13 protein-coding genes and 1 pseudogene are annotated in these 18,979 nt (G+C 58.3%); 10 read left to right on the top strand and 4 right to left on the bottom strand.

Annotated features, from left to right (window positions below; translation table 11 throughout):
* The first annotated feature begins 179 nt into the window (after positions 1–179).
* Positions 180–707: an inorganic diphosphatase gene (gene ppa, locus ACK5JN_RS18970; RefSeq protein WP_416871570.1), complete on the top strand. Its 528-nt coding sequence runs from the start codon at positions 180–182 to the stop codon at positions 705–707.
* 97 nt (positions 708–804) lie between these two features.
* Here the strand turns inward: ppa and ACK5JN_RS18965 are convergent, their stop codons facing one another.
* From ACK5JN_RS18965 to tamA, 3 genes are read right to left on the bottom strand one after another with little or no spacing between them, the layout of a single operon-like run.
* A complete protein-coding gene (locus ACK5JN_RS18965; protein ID WP_064546942.1) occupies positions 805–1,149 on the bottom strand; it encodes a gamma-glutamylcyclotransferase family protein in 345 nt (114 codons plus the stop codon).
* Between the two features lie 2 nt (positions 1,150–1,151).
* Positions 1,152–4,928 carry an autotransporter assembly complex protein TamB gene (gene tamB, locus ACK5JN_RS18960; RefSeq protein WP_416871569.1) on the bottom strand — a complete coding sequence of 1,259 codons (3,777 nt, stop codon included), beginning with the start codon at positions 4,926–4,928 and terminating at the stop codon, positions 1,152–1,154.
* Positions 4,925–6,658 carry an autotransporter assembly complex protein TamA gene (gene tamA, locus ACK5JN_RS18955; protein WP_416871568.1) on the bottom strand — a complete coding sequence of 578 codons (1,734 nt, stop codon included), beginning with the start codon at positions 6,656–6,658 and terminating at the stop codon, positions 4,925–4,927. Before tamA ends, tamB begins: the two co-directional genes overlap by 4 nt.
* A 269-nt stretch (positions 6,659–6,927) precedes the next feature.
* On the opposite strand from tamA, the gene msrA reads away from it, so the two are divergent.
* The gene (gene msrA, locus ACK5JN_RS18950; RefSeq protein WP_416871594.1) at positions 6,928–7,572 is read left to right on the top strand and encodes a peptide-methionine (S)-S-oxide reductase MsrA; all 645 of its coding nucleotides are present in this window, start codon (positions 6,928–6,930) and stop codon (positions 7,570–7,572) included.
* 27 nt (positions 7,573–7,599) lie between these two features.
* Here the strand turns inward: msrA and ACK5JN_RS18945 are convergent.
* Positions 7,600–8,634 (bottom strand): annotated as a pseudogene (locus ACK5JN_RS18945) (LacI family DNA-binding transcriptional regulator); the annotation flags it as partial.
* 189 nt (positions 8,635–8,823) lie between these two features.
* On the opposite strand from ACK5JN_RS18945, the gene ACK5JN_RS18940 reads away from it, so the two are divergent.
* From ACK5JN_RS18940 to ACK5JN_RS18905, 8 genes are all read left to right on the top strand, one after another.
* The gene (locus tag ACK5JN_RS18940) at positions 8,824–9,978 is read left to right on the top strand and encodes a Gfo/Idh/MocA family protein (protein WP_416871567.1); all 1,155 of its coding nucleotides are present in this window, start codon (positions 8,824–8,826) and stop codon (positions 9,976–9,978) included.
* Between the two features lie 19 nt (positions 9,979–9,997).
* The gene (locus tag ACK5JN_RS18935) at positions 9,998–11,176 is read left to right on the top strand and encodes a Gfo/Idh/MocA family protein (protein ID WP_416871566.1); all 1,179 of its coding nucleotides are present in this window, start codon (positions 9,998–10,000) and stop codon (positions 11,174–11,176) included.
* 2 nt (positions 11,177–11,178) lie between these two features.
* A complete protein-coding gene (locus ACK5JN_RS18930; RefSeq protein ID WP_416871565.1) occupies positions 11,179–12,246 on the top strand; it encodes a Gfo/Idh/MocA family protein in 1,068 nt (355 codons plus the stop codon).
* A gap of 12 nt (positions 12,247–12,258) precedes the next feature.
* A complete protein-coding gene (locus ACK5JN_RS18925) occupies positions 12,259–13,281 on the top strand; it encodes a Gfo/Idh/MocA family protein (RefSeq protein ID WP_416871564.1) in 1,023 nt (340 codons plus the stop codon).
* 88 nt (positions 13,282–13,369) lie between these two features.
* A complete protein-coding gene (locus ACK5JN_RS18920) occupies positions 13,370–14,914 on the top strand; it encodes an MFS transporter (protein WP_416871563.1) in 1,545 nt (514 codons plus the stop codon).
* A gap of 143 nt (positions 14,915–15,057) precedes the next feature.
* The gene (locus ACK5JN_RS18915; protein WP_416871562.1) at positions 15,058–16,401 is read left to right on the top strand and encodes a hemolysin family protein; all 1,344 of its coding nucleotides are present in this window, start codon (positions 15,058–15,060) and stop codon (positions 16,399–16,401) included.
* 192 nt (positions 16,402–16,593) lie between these two features.
* The gene (locus ACK5JN_RS18910; protein WP_416871561.1) at positions 16,594–17,817 is read left to right on the top strand and encodes an oligosaccharide MFS transporter; all 1,224 of its coding nucleotides are present in this window, start codon (positions 16,594–16,596) and stop codon (positions 17,815–17,817) included.
* 17 nt (positions 17,818–17,834) lie between these two features.
* Positions 17,835–18,979: beta-galactosidase (locus ACK5JN_RS18905; RefSeq protein WP_416871560.1), on the top strand; the 1,145-nt coding region annotated here is incomplete at its 3' end.

Below are 18,979 nucleotides of genomic sequence, written 5' to 3'. Positions count from 1 at the left end.
ATGGAAACGGTTACACGATTTTATTCAGTATGCGGCTAAGTTTATGGATTTTTCTGTCATAGGAAGGGGCTGAAAAGGGCAACTTCAAGCGGGCGGAATGTAAAACAGGCCAAGACTTTCGCGGCGAGTTGGCTATAATACCGGGCACTAGTTTGCCACACATTCTAAAGGAAACAGACATGAGCTTACTCAACGTCCCTGCGGGTAAAGATCTGCCGGAAGATATCTACGTAGTCATCGAAATCCCGGCTAACGCAGATCCTATCAAATACGAAGTCGACAAAGAGAGCGGCGCGCTGTTCGTTGACCGTTTCATGTCCACCGCGATGTTCTATCCGTGCAACTACGGTTACATCAACCACACCCTGTCTCTGGACGGTGACCCGGTTGACGTACTGGTCCCGACGCCGTATCCGCTGCAGCCGGGCGCGGTCATCCGTTGCCGTCCGGTTGGCGTTCTGAAAATGACCGACGAATCCGGTGAAGATGCGAAACTGTTTGCGGTACCGCACACCAAGCTGAGCATAGAATACGATCACATCAAAGATGTGAACGACCTGCCGGAACTGCTGAAAGCGCAGATCACCCACTTCTTCGAGCACTACAAAGACCTCGAAGCGGGCAAATGGGTTAAAGTTGACGGCTGGGACAACGCTGAAGCGGCTAAAGCTGAAATCGTTGCTTCCTTCGAGCGCGCGAAGAAGTAAGACTTCTGACCACGCTTGCAGACACCGCCTTCGGGCGGTGTTTTTGTTTGTCGATTGCCCCAAAAAACAACGCCACCCGAGGGTGGCGTTGTCATATTCAATACTGGTCTTTATCCAACCAGTTGCCGCTTTCTATCAGCTTCAGCCCATCGACCGGGCGCTGATAGACGTACATCCAGGCGCTACCATACGGCGTCTGAATGAGGTGACGTGCATATTCGCCCGCTTTGGTACGCAGCGCATCCAGTTCAGCCAGCGTCGAGGCGTCAATCCGATAGACTTCACCATGTACCGTGCCATCGCCGGGCACCGCGCCTGGATAGTGGCCCAGGCTGTACAGTTGATAATCGGTAACGCTGTGATCGCCCAGCCACTGAGCGTTGGTCATCCAGTGGCTGTTGCCTTGTTTGCGCCGTAAACTGCCGTAAACAAATATTCGCATTGCTAAAACTCAAACTGATAGAGCAAATCGAGCGCCTGGTCTACGCCAGACACCGCTTCCAGATACAGCTTAGGCATCAGGCGATAGCGTAACGTGAGCGTCGCTAACGAGTCAAAGATCCCAACGCCATATTTTACCTGTAGACCCGGCAATACGTAACCGCTGACCACCACCTGAGAGGAATCGCCCACCCCTTGGGTATCCAGCGCCAGATTACTTACGCCAAACGTCTCGCCGATTTTACCCACAACCTGACCACTTTGTGCAACCCCCATACCAATAAGCATAGACGTCATCGCGGCGCTGTCGCTCTGGCCGCTGTCCAGCCCCTGCCCACGCACGAGGTAAGAAAGCGCTTCCTGCTGCGACATCGCCGGGTCAGAGAAGACTTCCGCCTTCGGCTGATCGGCCGAGCCGGTGACGCGAACGCCGGCGATAACATCGTTTTCGGTAGCATCCGGGTTACGAATGGCTTCGATATTCAACAGCGGCTGATCCGGCGGGCCGGAGAACAGCAGCTCGCCTTTACGCACGATCAGATCCTGGCCGTAGGCGTGGAAGCGCCCTTCCGGAATATTGATCTGCCCGTTCAGCCCCAGCCCCTGTTTATCCTGTGCTACCTTCAGGTCGCCGGTCAGGCGCGCCTTCAGGCCGAACGCGTCAAGACGCACGTTGTTGCCGACGTGGATGGTCAGGTTGCTGTTGATCGGAATCGACGCCGATTTGGCCTCTTTCGGCTGCAGATCGTTATTCAGCAGCACTTCGTCGCTGGAAACGCCGACCGCGCTTTCCGGCACCTCTTTCACCACGATACGCGCCCACGGCACGTCGACGCTGCCGTCGAGCGTAAACAGGCTCGGCGTCGCGTTAAACTCGACGTCCGGCGAAACGTCCAGGCGCACCATCGGCGGTACGGTTATCCGCACGCGGGAACCTTTTGCGGCAACGCGCGCGCGCCAGTTTTCAATCTGCCGCCAGTCGGCGTCGCCGTTCAGGCTGATCTGCCCCTGCTGGGTGCGGATATCGCCCTGTAGCGTCGAGCTGGCGCCGTTGAAGTTCATGGTTATCTGGCTTGGCTGCATATCAAACGGCATGAAGTTACCGTCGATATCGAGGCCGTTAAGCTGGAGTTGGCCGAACATCAGCGGGCTCTGAAGATCGCCGCCGAGGCGCAGGTTGGCGTTCAGCTTGCCGTCCGCTTTTTCGCCGCGGGAGAAGATAGGGTTCACCATCGCCAGCGAGAAGTTGCGGATGTTGACGTTACCGCCGAGGTTACGCCGCCCCTGCGGGTCGCTCACCTGCACCTGCCCGTCCAGCTGGCCGTTGTTGGTCAGGCGAATCATCCAGCCCAGCTCGGCGCGGTTATTATGCAGGTCGGCGCTGAGGTTCAGCGTATCGAAAGCTACCGGCAGCGGCGCATTGTTGACGATCTGGGTAACCTTCACGTTACGCCCGGAAAGCGTCACCTTGCCCTGCGGCAGCCCTTCTTTGGTGGTGTCCCAGGCGACGTCCGCGTTCCCGCTAAACACGCCGCTGGCCTTCGTCTCTTCCGGCATAAACGGCTTGAGCATCGCCAGGTCGAAGCGGTTGAGGTTGACCACCGCCCGCCCCGCCGCGCCCGCGTCAATCGTCTGCGGCACGCACAGCTCCGCGTTCGGGTTCACCCAGCAGTGCGGCCCGATGCTGATTTTCTGTTCCAGATTGCGGTAGTCCAGCGCAATATCGCGGTTGATGGACCACGGGCCGACCGGCGTCTGGAAGCGCGTATTGCTTAACGCCCCCTTCCAGCGCTCTTCTTTACGGTCGAAGCTCCCCGCCAGCGCCAGCTGGCCGGAAACCGGCTCGCCCTGAATTTGCAGCTGTAGCGCGTGCTGTTTTTCGTTGCCCTTCGCCGTCAGATGCACCAGCCCGATATTTACATCCGGCTGCACGATGCGCTCAACGCGCACGTCGAGGTTGCCGCCAATCTGATCGGTGGATTTCACGTCGCCGTCAACGCGCACCTGGCCAATCGACAGCTCCTGCCAGCGCAGGCCGCGGGCGGTGATATCCGCCAGCAGCTGCGGCGCATCCACCGTACCGCGAATCTTCACCAGCCCTTTCGCCGTGCCACCCAGCCCCGGCAGCATGTTGTCGAGCTTCGGCGCGTCGATGTTGGCATCCAGCGCAAGGTCTTTCACCCCCAGCTCGCCCTTCACGTCGGCGGTGTTATTGCCCAGCGCCACGTGCAGCCCCGGAATGATCCATTGCAGGTAGCTGTTGCCGCGCAGCGAGCCCTCAACGTTCACTTTGTTCTGCTTCACGTTGCCGGTGAGTTTCAGCTCCGGCACGTTCATCTGCCAGCTGCCGCCGTACAGGCTACCGTTGGTTTTAATCAGGCCATCGAGCTTCGACGGCCAGTCCGGCGTCATTTTCGCGGTGTTGATGCCGCGTAGCGCCAGCTCGCCGCGCCAGCTGATCGCCTGCTGCCAGTCGAGCAGCGCGGTCAGCTCGGTTTTACCTTCCAGCGCCGCGACGGTGAGCTTGTCGAGGTTCACCTGACGCTCGTTACCTTTGGCGTCGAGAGTGATATTTGCCGGCGGCACGTCCTGCCCTTTCACCGCGGTGCGGAACGACAGGGTGTAGTCGGTCATCTTGCCGCCGAGCTTCAGCTTCAGATCGTCAGCCTGGAACTGCTTCTCGCCGGTAAACGGCCAATAGAGCTGCTTACTGTTCACCTCGAGGTTGAACGGCAGCCCGGCTTCCGCCAGCTGCGCCTGCGCGCGGATGCCCATATCGACCGGTCCGGACAGGTTCACGCCCACTTCCAGCTGCTTGCGCACCGCGCCGCCCACCTTCAGCTTCACCTTTTCGCCCTTCAGCGGGTCCATATTCAGGGTGCTGTTCAGCGTGAGATCCACCGGCCAGTCGTTAATCAGCGTCGCGGTGCCGCTGGCGTTCACCGTGCCCTGGCTGGAGTCGATATCCAGCGTGTCGAGCTGCATATTGCCGTCGATGCTGCTGACCTTCAGCAGCATCTTATACACCGTTAGATCGGTATCGCCGGTAATACGCAGTTGCTCGCCGCTAAAGGATTCGATATTCAGGTTCAGCGGCAAATGGACATCGGTCATCTCCGGCAGCACCGGTTTCGAGAACAGCTCGGTCATGGTTTCACCGAGCGGTTTTTCCTGCGGCTGCGGATTATCGATCTTCGGCTCCACCACCTCTTCCTGCGCCACGTCGGCCACCTTCGGCAGCGCGATGAGCAGCCCTTGCAGGGTGGTTGGCGTCAGCGTCAGGTTTTTCTCCTGCCACGCCAGGCCGCTGGTGAAGTCCATCACCGATACCGTGGTGTCATCAATCTTGATATTGACGTTGTTGAGCGCGAAGCGCTTCAGGGTAATCGGGTACGGCGTCGAGAGGTTCAGCGGCCCGCTGTCCTCTTCCTCCACCGGCGCGGCAGGCGGCATTTTGCTGCTGTCGATTGCCACGTTGATATTGCTGAGCGCCACGTCGTTAACGCACACGCTGCTGTGCAGCAGGCAGTTGAGATCCACCGCCAGATGAAGCTCACCGGCATCCACCGCCACGCCCGGCTGGGTATAGCGGACATTTTTCAGCGACAGATCGCGCCAGCCGCCGGTCACCTGGCCAATTTCCAGCCCCGGTACCCAGCGGTTCGCCGCGTTAAACAGCAGATGTAGCCCGGTGGTGGTGCCAATCAGAAACCCAACGATCCCCAGCAGCAGCACGAGAAAAATCAGTACGCCGAGGCTTATTTTTTTCCATAACGTCATAGCTCAGGCCCCAGACCGATGTAAAACTGCAATCCATGTTCATCTTTGTCGCCCACCGGAACGGCGAAGTCGAGCTTGATAGGCCCCACCGGCGACTGCCAGCGTACGCCGACGCCCGCGCCTTTTTTCCAGTCGCTGTCGCGAATGTCGCTGACCGCTTCGCCGCCGTCGACAAACACCGCGCCCCACCATTTACCGGTGACGTTGTACTGATATTCCAGCGAGCCGGTGGCCAGCTTTGAGGCCCCGATCAGCTTGCCTTTGTCATCTCGAGGCGCGATGGATTTGTATTTGTAGCCGCGAATGCTGCGGTCGCCACCGGCGAAGAAACGCAGGTCTGGCGGCACGCGATCAAAGTCGCCGGTTTCGATCCAGCCGAGATTACCGCGCACCACGAAGCGATGGCGATCGTACAGCGTGCGGATCCACACGTTCTGCGCCTGAATAACCGAGAAGTCGACGTCCGAACCCCAGGCGGTGTTCGAGTAGTCGATCGAGTAACGTTGGGAATCGCCCCAGGTGGGCATCAGGCCGCCGCGCGAACGGGTACGGCTGATGGAAACGCCCGGGTAGAACAGCATGGTGGTGTTGGTGACATCCGCCTGCGTAAAGTGGTCGAGGCTCCAGCGCAGGTTAATCGCGCGCTGCCAGCCGCTGGAAAGATCCCAGTAGCGTGAAACGGCAAGCGTAGTGGAGTCGGCCTTGGTATCGTTGAGGTCGGTGCTTTTAAAGCCGCCCTGCACCAGGTAGTACTGCTCGAGCGGGTTTTTCAGCAGCGGCATCTTGTAGCTGAAGTCCAGCTGCTGTTCCGGCGCCGAGACGCTGAGGCTGGTCGTCAGGCTGTGGCCGTAGGAGTTGACCCACGGTTTTTTCCACGACGCTTTCACCCGTGGGCCAACGTCGGTGGAGTAGCCACCGCCCAGCTCTACGGTATTTTCGCTGCGCGGCGATACGACACCATGCAGCGGTAACACCTTAGTTTTACGCGATTTTTCAAACTCGGGCGCCACAACGACTGAGTTAAACCAGCCGGTCGCAGACAGACGGCGGTTCAGCTCCGCCAGATCGCTGGACTGGTAGTAGTCGCCTTTTTTAAACGGCACCAGATGCTGTAAATACTCTTCGCGAATCTGCGATCCTTCGAAGGTCACGTCGCCAAAGCGGTAGCGTTCGCCGCTGTCGTAGTCGATATCCCAGAACGCCTGATGGCGATCGACCGCCACGCCAAGCTGGCTCTTATTAAACTCGCTGTCGAAATAGCCCTTACGCAGCGCCACGCTGGTTAACGACCCTTTGAAATGATCGTAATCGCCATGGTTGAGCACCGTGCCAATTTTGGGACGGGTTTTTAGCAGATCCAGATAGTCGCTATCGGTCCGCGCCCCGCCGCGCAGGATCACATCGGTACCGCCTATACGTACCGGCTCCCCCGGTGTGACCTTTGCCAGCAATACCTGGCGGCCTTTGGCCGGCGGCGGCTTGAGTTCAAAATCGATGGTCGGTTCGTAATAGCCGAGGGCCTTCAGCCCTTCGCGAATAGCGTCATCTACGCGCGCGCGAAAGCGACGATCCGGCGTCACTTCGTCGCTGTCGATAGTCGAAAGCTGCGCTCGAACGTTTTTTTGTAGTTCGCCTGAAAGCCCTTCAACCTGCAGACGGATGCTTGCTGCACTGGCAACACCGCTGGTCAGCAGTAAGCTCACCAAACATAACTGGCGGATTTGTCGCACGTTTTCTCCTGAATATCCTTGTTTCCACCCCAACGGGAAACGAAAGTCCGCTCCGCGGCCACGACTGCGTTTTGCCCTTTTTCGCGTCTCTACAACGCGCGGCATTCAACGTCAGTTTAAAAAACCCACTCTTTGTCGGGTTGAAATAAAGACAGAGCCCCAAATTATTCTTATGTTTAAATTTAGACGTATTCGGCGTGTTTATTGTGTTCAAAGACACGCCCGGTTACAACCTTAACGGAAATTACTGTTCCCCGGAGAGCAACCCTATGAGCCTGTTTGACAAGAAACACCTTGTATCTCAATCGGATGCATTACCCGGAAGAAATACGCCAATGCCCGTCGCAACGTTAAATGTTGTGACAGAGCACTCAATGACCCACGTTCCGGAAGGTATGGAGGTGGCGCTGTTCGCGATGGGCTGCTTCTGGGGCGTGGAGCGTCTTTACTGGCAGCTTCCGGGCGTTTATAGCACCGCGGCTGGCTACACCGGCGGCTATACGCCAAATCCCACCTACCGGGAAGTCTGTAGCGGTCAGACCGGGCACGCGGAAGCGGTGCGCGTGGTGTATGACCCGACGGTGATTCGCTATAGCGACCTGCTGAAAGTGTTCTGGGAGAACCACGACCCGGCGCAGGGCATGCGTCAGGGTAACGACCACGGCACCCAGTACCGCTCCGCCATCTACCCGCTGACGCCGGAACAAGAGCAGGAGGCGCACGCCAGCCTGCAGCAGTTCCAGGACGCGATGCGCAGCGCGGGCGACGCGCGCGAGATCACCACTGAAATCGCCGCCGCCAAACCGTTCTACTACGCGGAAGATGAGCACCAGCAGTACCTGCATAAAAACCCGTACGGCTACTGCGGCATCGGGGGAATTGGCGTGTGCCTGCCGCCGCAGCTGCAGGGCTAACCGTCCAGCGCCACGCGCGCCGCATGGCGCGTGGCGCGTGGCGTTCGCCACCGTGCCAAAATCCATCACTTTGCCCTGTAATAACAGGTTGTAGACCGGCGACTGCGGGCGGTTGAGGCGGGTTTGCAGCAGATGTACGGCTTCAATTCCCAGATCGCGGCAGGGCACCAGAATGCCGGTGACCGGCGCGGTCAGGCTGTTTTCCAGATTCCACGTAAAATCGGTGGTGATCAGAGAGATGTCTTCGGGGACACGCAGCCCGCGACGCCGCAGCGCCTTCATCACCCCGTCGGTCATGCTGGTGCTGTTGGGGAAGATAACATCGGGCCACTGCGCGCGGTCGTGGGCCGTCAGCCAGGCGTCCAGCGCCCGCTCCGCCTCTTCCGCCGTGAACCACTCGGTGACCAGCAGGTCATGCTGAGGATTGAAAGGCACGTGGTGATAGCGGTAGGCCTCCTTAATACCGTCCAGCCGGGCGTAGAGCGTTTCCCGACGCAGGCAGGTCATCGTCAGCACCCGCCGATGCCCTTGCTCAAACAGATAGCGCATCGCGGTAAAGCCAATCGCCCGGTGGTCGGGCGACACGCAATCCAGCGACATCTCCCGGTCGATGGAGTTGATCAGCACGCAGGGTTTATTCAGCGTGCTGGCTAGCTTAAGGATCATGGGATCATCCGTGCCGATGATGATCACCGCGTTGATGCTCTTGTGGCTGGCTTTTTCGAGGAATAATTTAACGTCGGCGTGCTGCTCTTCCAGCGCACAGTGGCTGATCCAGACATCATGCGGCGCGCTGGCTTCGGCAATCCCCTTCGTGACTTCCAGATAAAAGGTATCGCCCCGCCCCTGAAAGGTGCGCTCCGGCGCGAACACCGCAATGCCGTTAATCAGCAGGCGTCCGTTGGCCAGCGAGTCCAGCACCCCGAGCTGGCGGGCGCATTTCACAATCGCCTCTCGTGCTTTTTCACTGGTGTAGGATTTACCGCTCAGCACCCGGGAAACGGTGCTGATGGAGTAGCCGGTACGGGCGGCAATTTCATCCATTTTGAGCTTACCTGGCATTGTGTGACCTCGCTCGCAATCATATTTTGCAAATTTTTGCAGATGCAGTTCGCTGATTTTAAAACCCATTTTCAGTTTTCCGCGCATATTCCTTTTCTACCTGCGAGCATTCTCACAAATTCCGTTTGTCCGCCTTCGCCGCCTTGCCTATTTTCAGGCTTCAGTCATTCCTATCACGTAAGGTGCAACATGGATAAGGTGCGTTTTGGCATTATCGGCGTGGGTAATATCGGGACCGTTCACGCCCGTTACCTGCTGGCAGGTACGGTGAAAGAGGCCTGCCTGACGGCAGTGTGCGATAACAATCTCAGCAAGCATCCGGCGATTCGCGAGCTGGTGGGTGAAGCGGTCACGCTGTTCAGCGACGCCGAAACCATGCTGAAAAGTGGCCTGATTGACGCCGTCATCGTCGCCACACCGCACTATGACCATCCGGGCCTGTCGATGCTGGCCATGCGCAACGGCATTCACACCCTGTGCGAGAAACCGGCGGGGGTGTACACCGCGCAGGTGCGCGAGATGAACGAATTCGCCCGCGGCTGCAACGTGGTGTTCGGCATGATGTTCAACCAGCGCCCTAACCCGCTGTATCAAAAAGTGAAAGATCTGATCGACAGCGGCGAGCTGGGCGAACTGCGTCGTTCCAACTGGATCATTACCAACTGGTATCGCTCACAGAGCTACTACAACTCCGGCGGCTGGCGCGCCACCTGGAAAGGCGAAGGCGGCGGCGTGCTGCTCAACCAGGACCCGCACCAGCTCGACCTGTGGCAGTGGCTGGTCGGTATGCCGGTGCGCATGCGCGCCTTCTGTCAGTTCGGCAAGCATCGCGATATTGAAGTGGAAAATGAAGTCACCGCCTACGCCGAATACGCCAACGGCGCGACCGGGGTCTTTATCACTACTACCGCTGAAGCGCCGGGGACCAACCGGCTGGAGATCGCCGGCGATCGCGGCAAAGTGGTGGTGGAAGACGGCAAGCTGCGCTTCTGGCGGCTGCGCGAATCGGAAACCGAGTTCAATGCCCGCTGGGAAAACGGCTTTGGCGAGCCGGAGTGCTGGGAAGTGACCATTCCGGTCGCCCCGGAGTGCAGCGATCACCACGTGATCACCGCCAACTTTGCCGCCGCCGTGCTGCACGGCAAGCCGCTGATCGCGCCAGGCACCGACGGCATCCACGGTCTGACGCTCTCTAACGCCATGCATTTGTCTACCTGGACCGACGATTGGGTTGACCTGCCGTTCGACGAAGCGCGGTTTAAACAGCTGCTGGATGAGCGCATCGCCTCCTCCGTCGACAAACAGGTTGAAAGTAAAACGCTGGATGCCTCGGGCACCTGGTAATTCGCGTAAGGAGCGCAGTATGTTACGCATTGCGATTGTAGGCACCGGGAACATCTCCCACAGCCATATTCAGGGGTATCAGGAATTTGCCGACCGCTGCCAGATTGTGGCGCTGGTCGATATCTACCCGGAAAAGGCGCAGGAGAAAAAAGAGCGCTATGGGCTGACACAGGCGACGGTTTTCAGCAGCCATCAGGCGCTGCTGGCGTCCGGCCTTGAGGTGGATATTGTCGACGTCTGTACGCCGCCGTACGTGCACGCCGAAATCAGCATCGACGCGCTCAACGCCGGTAAGCACGTGCTGTGCGAAAAGCCAATGGCGGCGTCGCTGGAAGAGTGCGACGCGATGATCGCCGCCCAGCGCGCCAGCGGCAAAATCCTCTCCATCATTGCCCAGAACCGCTTTACCGACGCCTTCTGGCGCTTAAAGCAGGTGGTGGACTCGGGCGAGCTGGGGAAAATTTGCCACGCCCAGGTCGACTCCTTCTGGTGGCGCGGCCACTGCTACTACGACCTGTGGTGGCGCGGCACGTGGGAGAAAGAGGGCGGCGGCTGTACCCTCAACCATGCGGTGCACCACATTGACGCCATCCAGTGGATGCTCGGCTTCCCGACCGAAGTGGTGGCGATGATGACCAACGTCGCCCACGACAACGCCGAGGTGGAAGATCTTTCCGCCGCCATTTTCCGCTACGACAGCGGCGCGCTGACGCAGTTGACCGCCTCGGTGGTGCATCACGGTGAAGATCAGAAAATCGTTATTCAGGGCGATAAAGCGCGCATTTCCGCGCCGTGGGACGTGTGGGCCAGCGTCTCCGCCGACAACGGCTTCCCGCAGGAGCAGCACGATAGCGAGCGCGAAGCCCGGCTGGACGCGCTGTTCCGCAACGCGCCGAAGCTGAAACACACCCTGCACGCCGGGCAGATTAACGACCTGCTTAACGCGGTAGAACAGCAGGGTGAACCGCTGATTGACGGCGTGCAGGGTAAGCGCTCGCTGGAGCTGATTACCGCGATTTATCAATCCGCTATCACCCGCCGCGTGGTCTCTCTTCCCGTCAACCCGGAGGAGCCCTGGTATAAAACCGGCGGCCTGGTCTCCCTCGCCCCGCATTTCTATGAAAAAGGCGCGTCGGTGGAAAATTTCTCTGAGGTGGGCGCAATCCCGCTGGGTAAAGATTTGGATAAAGGAGCATAAACATGAGCATCAAAGACGGTATGAACTACGCCCCGGTGGGCAAACCGCAGCCGGTTGTCGGCGCGGGCGAGTTTGTGATTGCCGCCGCCGCGCTGGACCACGGCCATATCTACGGCATGTGCAACGGGCTGATTGAGGCCGGGGCGACGCTGAAGTGGGTTTATGATCCGGATCCGGCGAAGGTCGACAAATTTGTCCAGCAGTACCCGCAGGCGCAGGTTGCGCCGTCGCTGGAGACCATTCTCAACGACAACAGCGTGCAGCTGGTTGCCGGGGCGGCCATTCCTTCCGAGCGCTGCGCGCTGGGGCTGAAGGTGATGGACGCCGGGAAAGACTACTTTACCGATAAAGCGCCGCTGACCACCCTCGCCCAGCTGGAGGCCGCCAAACGCAAGGTGGCGGAGACCGGCCGCAAATACGCGGTGTACTACAGCGAACGTCTGCACGTTGAGAGCGCGGTATTCGCCGGGCAACTGGTGCAGCAGGGCGCGATTGGCCGGGTGATGCAGACGCTCGGCGTTGGCCCGCACCGCGAGGGCGAAGGCCGCCCGGACTGGTTCTACGAAAAAGAATTCTTCGGCGGCATTCTGTGCGACATCGGCAGCCATCAGATTGAACAGTTCCTGTTTTACACCGGCAACAGCGAGGCCCGTATCGTCGCCAGCCAGGTGCGTAACGTTAACCATCCGCAGTATCCGCAGTTCGAAGATTTCGGCGACGCGATGCTGGCCGGGGAGAACGGCGCGACCGGCTACTTCCGCTGCGACTGGTTCACCCCGGACGGCCTCTCAAGCTGGGGCGATGGTCGCCTGACCCTGCTCGGCACCGACGGCTATATCGAAATCCGTAAATACGTCGATATCACCCGCGGCGAACAGGACGTGGTGTACCTGGTCAACCAAGAGGGCGAATTCCGCTATCCGGTAGCCGGTCAGGTGGGCTTCCCGTACTTCGGCCAGCTGATTCTGGACTGCCTGAACCGTACGGAAAACGCCATGACCCAGGCGCACACCTTTAAAGCGGCCGAGCTGTGCGTGAAAGCGCAGATGCTGGCGAACGCGGTCGAGTAACAGGAGGCGGATATGCAAACACGTCATGCGGCGATTATCGGCTGCGGCGCGATTCACACCTGTCACGTGGATGCGCTGCGCCACGTACCGGGCGTCGTGCTGCGCGCGATAGTCGATATCGATGGTGAAAAGGGGAGCCGGCTCGCTGCCGACTACGGCTGTCAGTTTTATCAGGACTATCGCGAGATGCTGCTGGATGACGCCATTGACGTGGTGCACATCTGCACGCCGCATTACCTGCATAAGCCGATGATCCTCGCCGCGCTGGCGGCGGGGAAACAGGTATTCTGCGAGAAGCCGGTGGTGATGAACCCGCAGGAGGTGGCCGACATTCAGGCCGCCGCCGCAATGGCCCAGCGCCACGTCGGCGTCTGTTATCAGAACCGCCTCAACCCCACCAGCCTCGCCATTCAGCGTTGCATTGATGCGGGGCAGCTCGGCGCCATGCGCGCCGTTAAAGCGGTGCTCACCTGGTCACGCGGTGGTCAGTACTACACCGCCAGCCCGTGGCGCGGCAGCTACGCCACCGAAGGAGGCAGCCTGCTGATTAATCAGGCGATTCACACCCTGGATTTGATGCAGTGGTTTGGCGGCGGCGTGCGACGTCTGAAGGGCGTAGTCGACAGCACCCTGCTGGCCGACGATATCGAGACCGAAGACAGCGCGATGGTGACGCTGTGCTTTAACAACGGTGCGCGCGGGCTGTTTTACGCCAGCAACTGCCACGCCAGCGACTCGCCGCTGCTGCTGGAGCTGGAGTTCGAGCACGGGATGCTGCGCCTGACGGATAACGCGCTGTGGCAGATTTGCGGCGACGAGCGCACCCTGCTGGCCAGCGACGCTTCGCCGGACGGTATCGGCAAGAGCTACTGGGGTATCGGCCACCAGCAGGCGATTCAACATTTCTACCAGGCGTTAGATGACGCCACAGCCGCCACCTTCTGCGATATTCGCGAAGCGGCAAAATCATTACAGATGGTTAATGCCATTTACCAATCGTCACTATTGAGGAAATGGGTGAATATCACCGAGTGATCGTTATCCGATTTTTCCTGCTGTCAATAATATAAGGTGCAGGGGCAACTCTGCACTGACACCCTACCAGTACAGGAATAATAATATTATGGTGAAACCAACCGAGCGTCGCGTTGGCTATGGCACTGCCATTGGCTACGGCGTTACTGATTTATTTGGCGGCGGCGCCTTTGCCGTTATAGGAACATGGCTTTTATTTTTTTATACCACCTATTGCGGCTTATCCGTATTAGAGGCCGGGTCAATATTTGCCATTGCGCGAATTATCGATGCGGTTTTAAGCCCGGTGATGGGATACATCACTGATAACTTTGGCAGTACCTGGCTGGGCCGTAAATTTGGCCGCCGCCGTTTTTTCCTGCTGATTAGCGCGCCGTTAATGTTTCTCTACGCCCTCGTCTGGCTGACCGATATGAACTATTGGTACTACCTGGGCACCTATCTCTCCATCGAACTGCTCTCCGCCATGGTGCTGGTGCCGTGGGAAACGCTGGCCGCTGAAATGACCAACCGCTTCAGCGAGCGGACGCGGCTTTCCGGCGTGCGCATGATGTGCTCGGCGCTCGGCGGTTTTCTGGCAGTCTCCGTTCCCGGTATTATTATGCAGTACACCGGTAAGGATAATTCCTTTACCTATACCCTCACCGGGATTGTTTTTGCGGTTATTTATTGCGTCGCGGTATTTACCACCTGGGCCTGCACCTGGGAAGCCAAAGACGTGCGAGAAGAGTATGAATTTCAGCCGGATAATCAACGCAGCAGCGGCCTTTTAAACCATTTAAAATATCTGGTTATTGATCTTATATCCTCATTCAAAATCAGAATATTTCGTCAGCATATTTTAATTTATATTTGTTCATTTACCGCCATGGATGTATTTGGCTCGGTATTCACCTATTACGTGGTTTATGCCCTGCACCACGATGCCGAAATGGTTTCCGGGTTATTAAGTATTGCCGCCTTTGTCTCTATTCCCGGCACATTCGGCTTTATGATGCTGATGAACAAATTTAACCTCACGCCCTCCGGCGCGCTACGGCTCTCCTATGGCAGTATTTTCCTCGTGCTGGCCTTCCTCTTCACCGTCTATATCGGCAATCTCCAGGCGCCAACGCTGCTGTTCTCCGCGGTCTTCGTGCTGCTGGGGCTGGCGAAAGCCGGGCTGTATTACATTCCGTGGAACATCTACAGCTTTATTCCCGACGTTGATGAAATCGTCACCCGCCAGCGTCGCGAGGGGATCTTCGCCGGGGTGATGGTGCTCACCCGTAAAAGCACCGTCGCGCTGGCGATTATGCTGATTGGCGTGGTGCTGGAAGAGAGCGGCTTCGTTAAAGGCGGCGGCGCGCAGCCGGCCAGCGCCCTGCACGCCATTATCGGCCTGATGATTTTCGCCACCGCGGGCCTGTTAGCCATCAGCTTCTATGTCACCTGGCGCTTTAAGCTGACGCAGAAAACCCACAGCCTGCTGGTGAAAGAAGTGGCGCGCCGCAAGCTCGGCGGCAACGCCGAAGACTGCGACCCGGAGACCCGCAACGTCATCCGCGCGCTGACGGGCTATGCCTATAATCAGGTGTGGGATGCGACGCCGGAAAGTCGCGCAAAAACCAGGCCGTTACCGACTAACGGTTAACCTCTGGCAGCTTTACAGTCCCTTACGCTATACTAACCCCTGAAATTGCCGGCCCATCTCCTTCGGGCCGGTTTTCAATGTGTATTTCACACGGATTTATCAACTTCCCTTCCGAGGATCTGGCCCCACGGGTTAGATAAGATATGTTAAACAGTATATTCATCATACTTTGCCTGATCGCCGTCAGTGCGTTCTTCTCGATATCTGAGATTTCACTTGCCGCATCGCGCAAAATCAAACTGAAGCTGCTTGCCGATGAAGGCAACATCAACGCCCAGCGCGTGCTGAAAATGCAGGAAAACCCGGGGATGTTCTTCACCGTGGTGCAGATTGGCCTCAACGCGGTCGCCATCCTTGGCGGTATCGTCGGCGATGCGGCGTTTTCACCGGCCTTCCACTCCCTGTTCTCTCGCTACGTGTCACCGGAACTCTCCGAGCAGCTGAGCTTTATCCTCTCCTTCTCGCTGGTCACCGGCCTGTTTATCCTGTTTGCGGACTTAACTCCGAAACGCATCGGTATGATTGCGCCTGAAGTGGTGGCTTTGCGTATCATCAACCCGATGCGCTTCTGCCTGCTGGTGTTCCGGCCGCTGGTGTGGTTCTTCAACGGCATGGCCAACATCATCTTCCGTATCTTCAAGCTGCCGATGGTGCGTAAAGACGACATTACCTCCGACGATATCTACGCGGTGGTGGAAGCCGGCGCGCTGGCGGGCGTGCTGCGTAAACAAGAGCACGAGCTGATTGAAAATGTGTTCGAACTGGAGTCCCGTACCGTGCCGTCATCGATGACGCCGCGCGAAAACGTCATCTGGTTCGATCTGCACGAAGACGAGCAGAGCCTGAAAAACAAAGTGGCCGAGCACCCGCACTCCAAGTTCCTGGTGTGTAACGAAGATATCGACCACATCATTGGCTACGTCGATTCCAAAGACCTGCTGAATCGCGTGCTGGCGAACCAGAGCATGGCGCTGAACAGCGGCGTGCAGATCCGCAACACGCTGATCGTGCCGGACACCCTGACGCTGTCCGAAGCGCTGGAAAGCTTTAAAACCGCCGGCGAGGATTTCGCGGTCATCATGAACGAGTACGCGCTGGTGGTGGGCATTATCACCCTCAACGACGTGATGACCACCCTGATGGGCGACCTGGTCGGCCAGGGTCTGGAAGAGCAGATCGTCGCCCGTGACGAAAACTCGTGGCTGATTGACGGCGGTACGCCAATCGACGACGTGATGCGCGTGCTGGACATCGACGATTTCCCGCAGTCGGACAACTATGAAACCATCGGCGGCTTCATGATGTTTATGCTGCGTAAAATTCCGAAACGCACCGATGCGGTGAAGTTCTCCGGCTACAAGTTTGAGGTGGTGGATATTGATAACTACCGCATCGACCAGCTGCTGGTCACGCGCATCGATAACAAGCCGACGGTACTGGTACCGAAACAGACCGAAATCGCGGAACGCGAGCAAGGCGCCGCCTGATCCCTTCCCCGGGCTACGCCTGTAGCCCGTTCTTCCCCCACTCCCCGCAGAATGTGAAGCCGCTCACGCTCGGCTCGCAGCAGCAGATTATTACTGGTCGATAGCGGAACATTTATGACTCCCCGTAGCGCGAAACGGTAACGTTGCTCGCGTCTCTACAATCAGATTCCTGCATGAGGAAACGAGGGTATCATGAATAAAAATTACTCTATCAGCTGCCTGTTCTTCCTGTTTTTCTTTATCGGCTGGGGCTGCTGTTACCCCTATTTGTCGCTATGGCTGACCGAAACCATCGGCATCAGCTATACCGACGTTGGCCTGGTCTATTCGTTTACCGCCATCATCGCGGTGTGCGTCCAGCCGCTGTTTGGTTTTATCTCCGACAAGCTGGTCTACCGTAAACACCTGATGTGGATGCTGGCTATCATCATCACGCTGTTTGCCCCCTACTGGATCTACGTTTTCGCTCCGCTGCTGAAGTACCACGTCATTCTCGGCGCGCTGGCGGGCGGGGTGTATATCGGGATGGCCTACGGTGCGGGCTGCGGTATCTGCGAAGCCTATATTGATAAGGTCAGCCGCGCCTCCGGCTTCGAGTTTGGCCGCGCGCGCATGTTTGGTGGCATTGGCGCCGCCATCGGCACCTTCGCCGCCGGCAAGCTCTACGGTATCGACCAGAACATGATTTTCTGGCTGGCCAGCGCCGCGGGCGTTTGTCTGCTGCTCACTGTCTGGAAAACCGAGGTGGATACCTCCGGCACCGCCGCGCAACAGCAAACGAAAACCACCCCCGTCACCTTTAACGACGCCGTGGCGCTGCTGAAGCTGAAAAAATTCTGGTTCTTCGCCATCTATATGATCGGCGTCGGCGCGGTGTATGAAACCTACGACCAGCAGTTTGCGATCTACTACAGCCATTTCTTTGAAAGCAAAGCGCGCGGCGCGGAAGTCTTCGGCTACCTGACCACCGGGCAGATCTTCCTCGATGCGGTCGTGATGTTCTTCGCCCCGTGGTTCGTCAACAAAATCGGCCCGAAAAACGCCCTGCTGTACTGCGGCATGATCATGAGCCTGCGCATCATCGGCTCGGCGTGGGCGGTTGGCCCGGTCTCCATCAGCCTGATCAAACTGCTGCACGGCTTTGAAAGCTCGGTGCTGCTGGTGGCCGCGCTGAAGTATATCGTCGCCAACTTCAATCCGCTGCTTTCCGCCACCGTTTACCTGATTGGCTTCCAGTTCGCCAAGAGCTTTAGCTCTATTTTCCTCTCCACCGGGATTGGCCATATGTACCAGAGCATGGGCTTCACCAGCAGCTACGTGGTGCTGGGCAGCATCGCCCTGTGCTTCACCCTGCTCTCCTTTATCACCCTGGATAACGCGCGATTTTTCGCCCCGCAGCCAGCTGCCGAACATTAATGACACGAGGTAACCGCATGTCTGATTTATATTACGGTGTCGCTTATTACGACGAATATATGCCGGAGGATCGCCTCGCGCAGGACATTGCGCTGATGCGCGAGACGGGTATCAACGTGGTGCGCATCGCGGAGTCCACCTGGAGTACCCTGGAGCCGCAGGAAGGCGAATACCATTTCTATCACATCGACCGCGTGCTGAACGCCATGCACCAGGCGGGGATCGCGGTGATTATCGGTACGCCAACCTACGCGGTACCGGCGTGGCTGGTGGCGAAGCACCCTGACATTCTGGTGACCACCGCCGAAGGCCAGCAAAAGTACGGCCCGCGACAAATCATGGACATCGTGAATCCCACCTTCCGCCGCTATGCTGAGAACATTATTCGCACGCTGATGGACCATGTGCAGCACCACCCGGCGATTATCGGCTGGCAGCTGGATAACGAAACCAAGCACTACGACAACGTCGGGCGCTATATGCAGGAAGGTTTTGTGCGCAGCTTGCAGGAAAAATACTCTGACCTCGCCCCGTTAAACCGCGACTTCGGCCTCGACTACTGGAGCAACCGTATCGACAGCTGGGATGATTTCCCGCCGGTGGAAAACACCATCAACGCCAGCCTCGCCTGCGCCTTCTCCCGCTATCAGCGTCAGCAGGTCACCGAGTATCTGGCCTGGCAGGCGGCCATCGTTCGGGAATACGCCCAGCCGCACCAGTTCGTCACCCACAACTTCGATTTCGAATGGCGCGGTTACTCTTACGGCGTGCAGCCGCGGGTCGACCATTTTGCGGCGGCGCAGGCGCTGGATATCGCCGGTGTCGATATCTATCACCCGAGTCAGGCGCACCTGACCGGGCGGGAAATCGCCTTTGGCGGCGCCATCACCCGCTCGCTTAAGCCGGGCCAGAACTACTTCGTGCTGGAAACCCAGGCACAGGGCTTCGCCCAGTGGACCCCCTTCCCGGGCCAGCTGCGCCTGCAGGCATTCAGCCATATCGCCTCCGGCGCCGCCATGGTCTCCTACTGGCACTGGCATTCGATTCATAACGCCTTCGAAACCTACTGGAAGGGGCTGCTCAGTCACGACTTCTCGCGCAACCCAACCTGGCAGGAAGCCACCACCATCGGCGCCGATTTCGCCCGCCTGTCGCCGCAGCT

The sequence above is a fragment of the Kluyvera sp. genome (assembly GCF_047971185.1).
Lineage (GTDB): Bacteria > Pseudomonadota > Gammaproteobacteria > Enterobacterales > Enterobacteriaceae > Kluyvera.
This window is presented reverse-complemented; position numbering and strand designations above follow the sequence as displayed.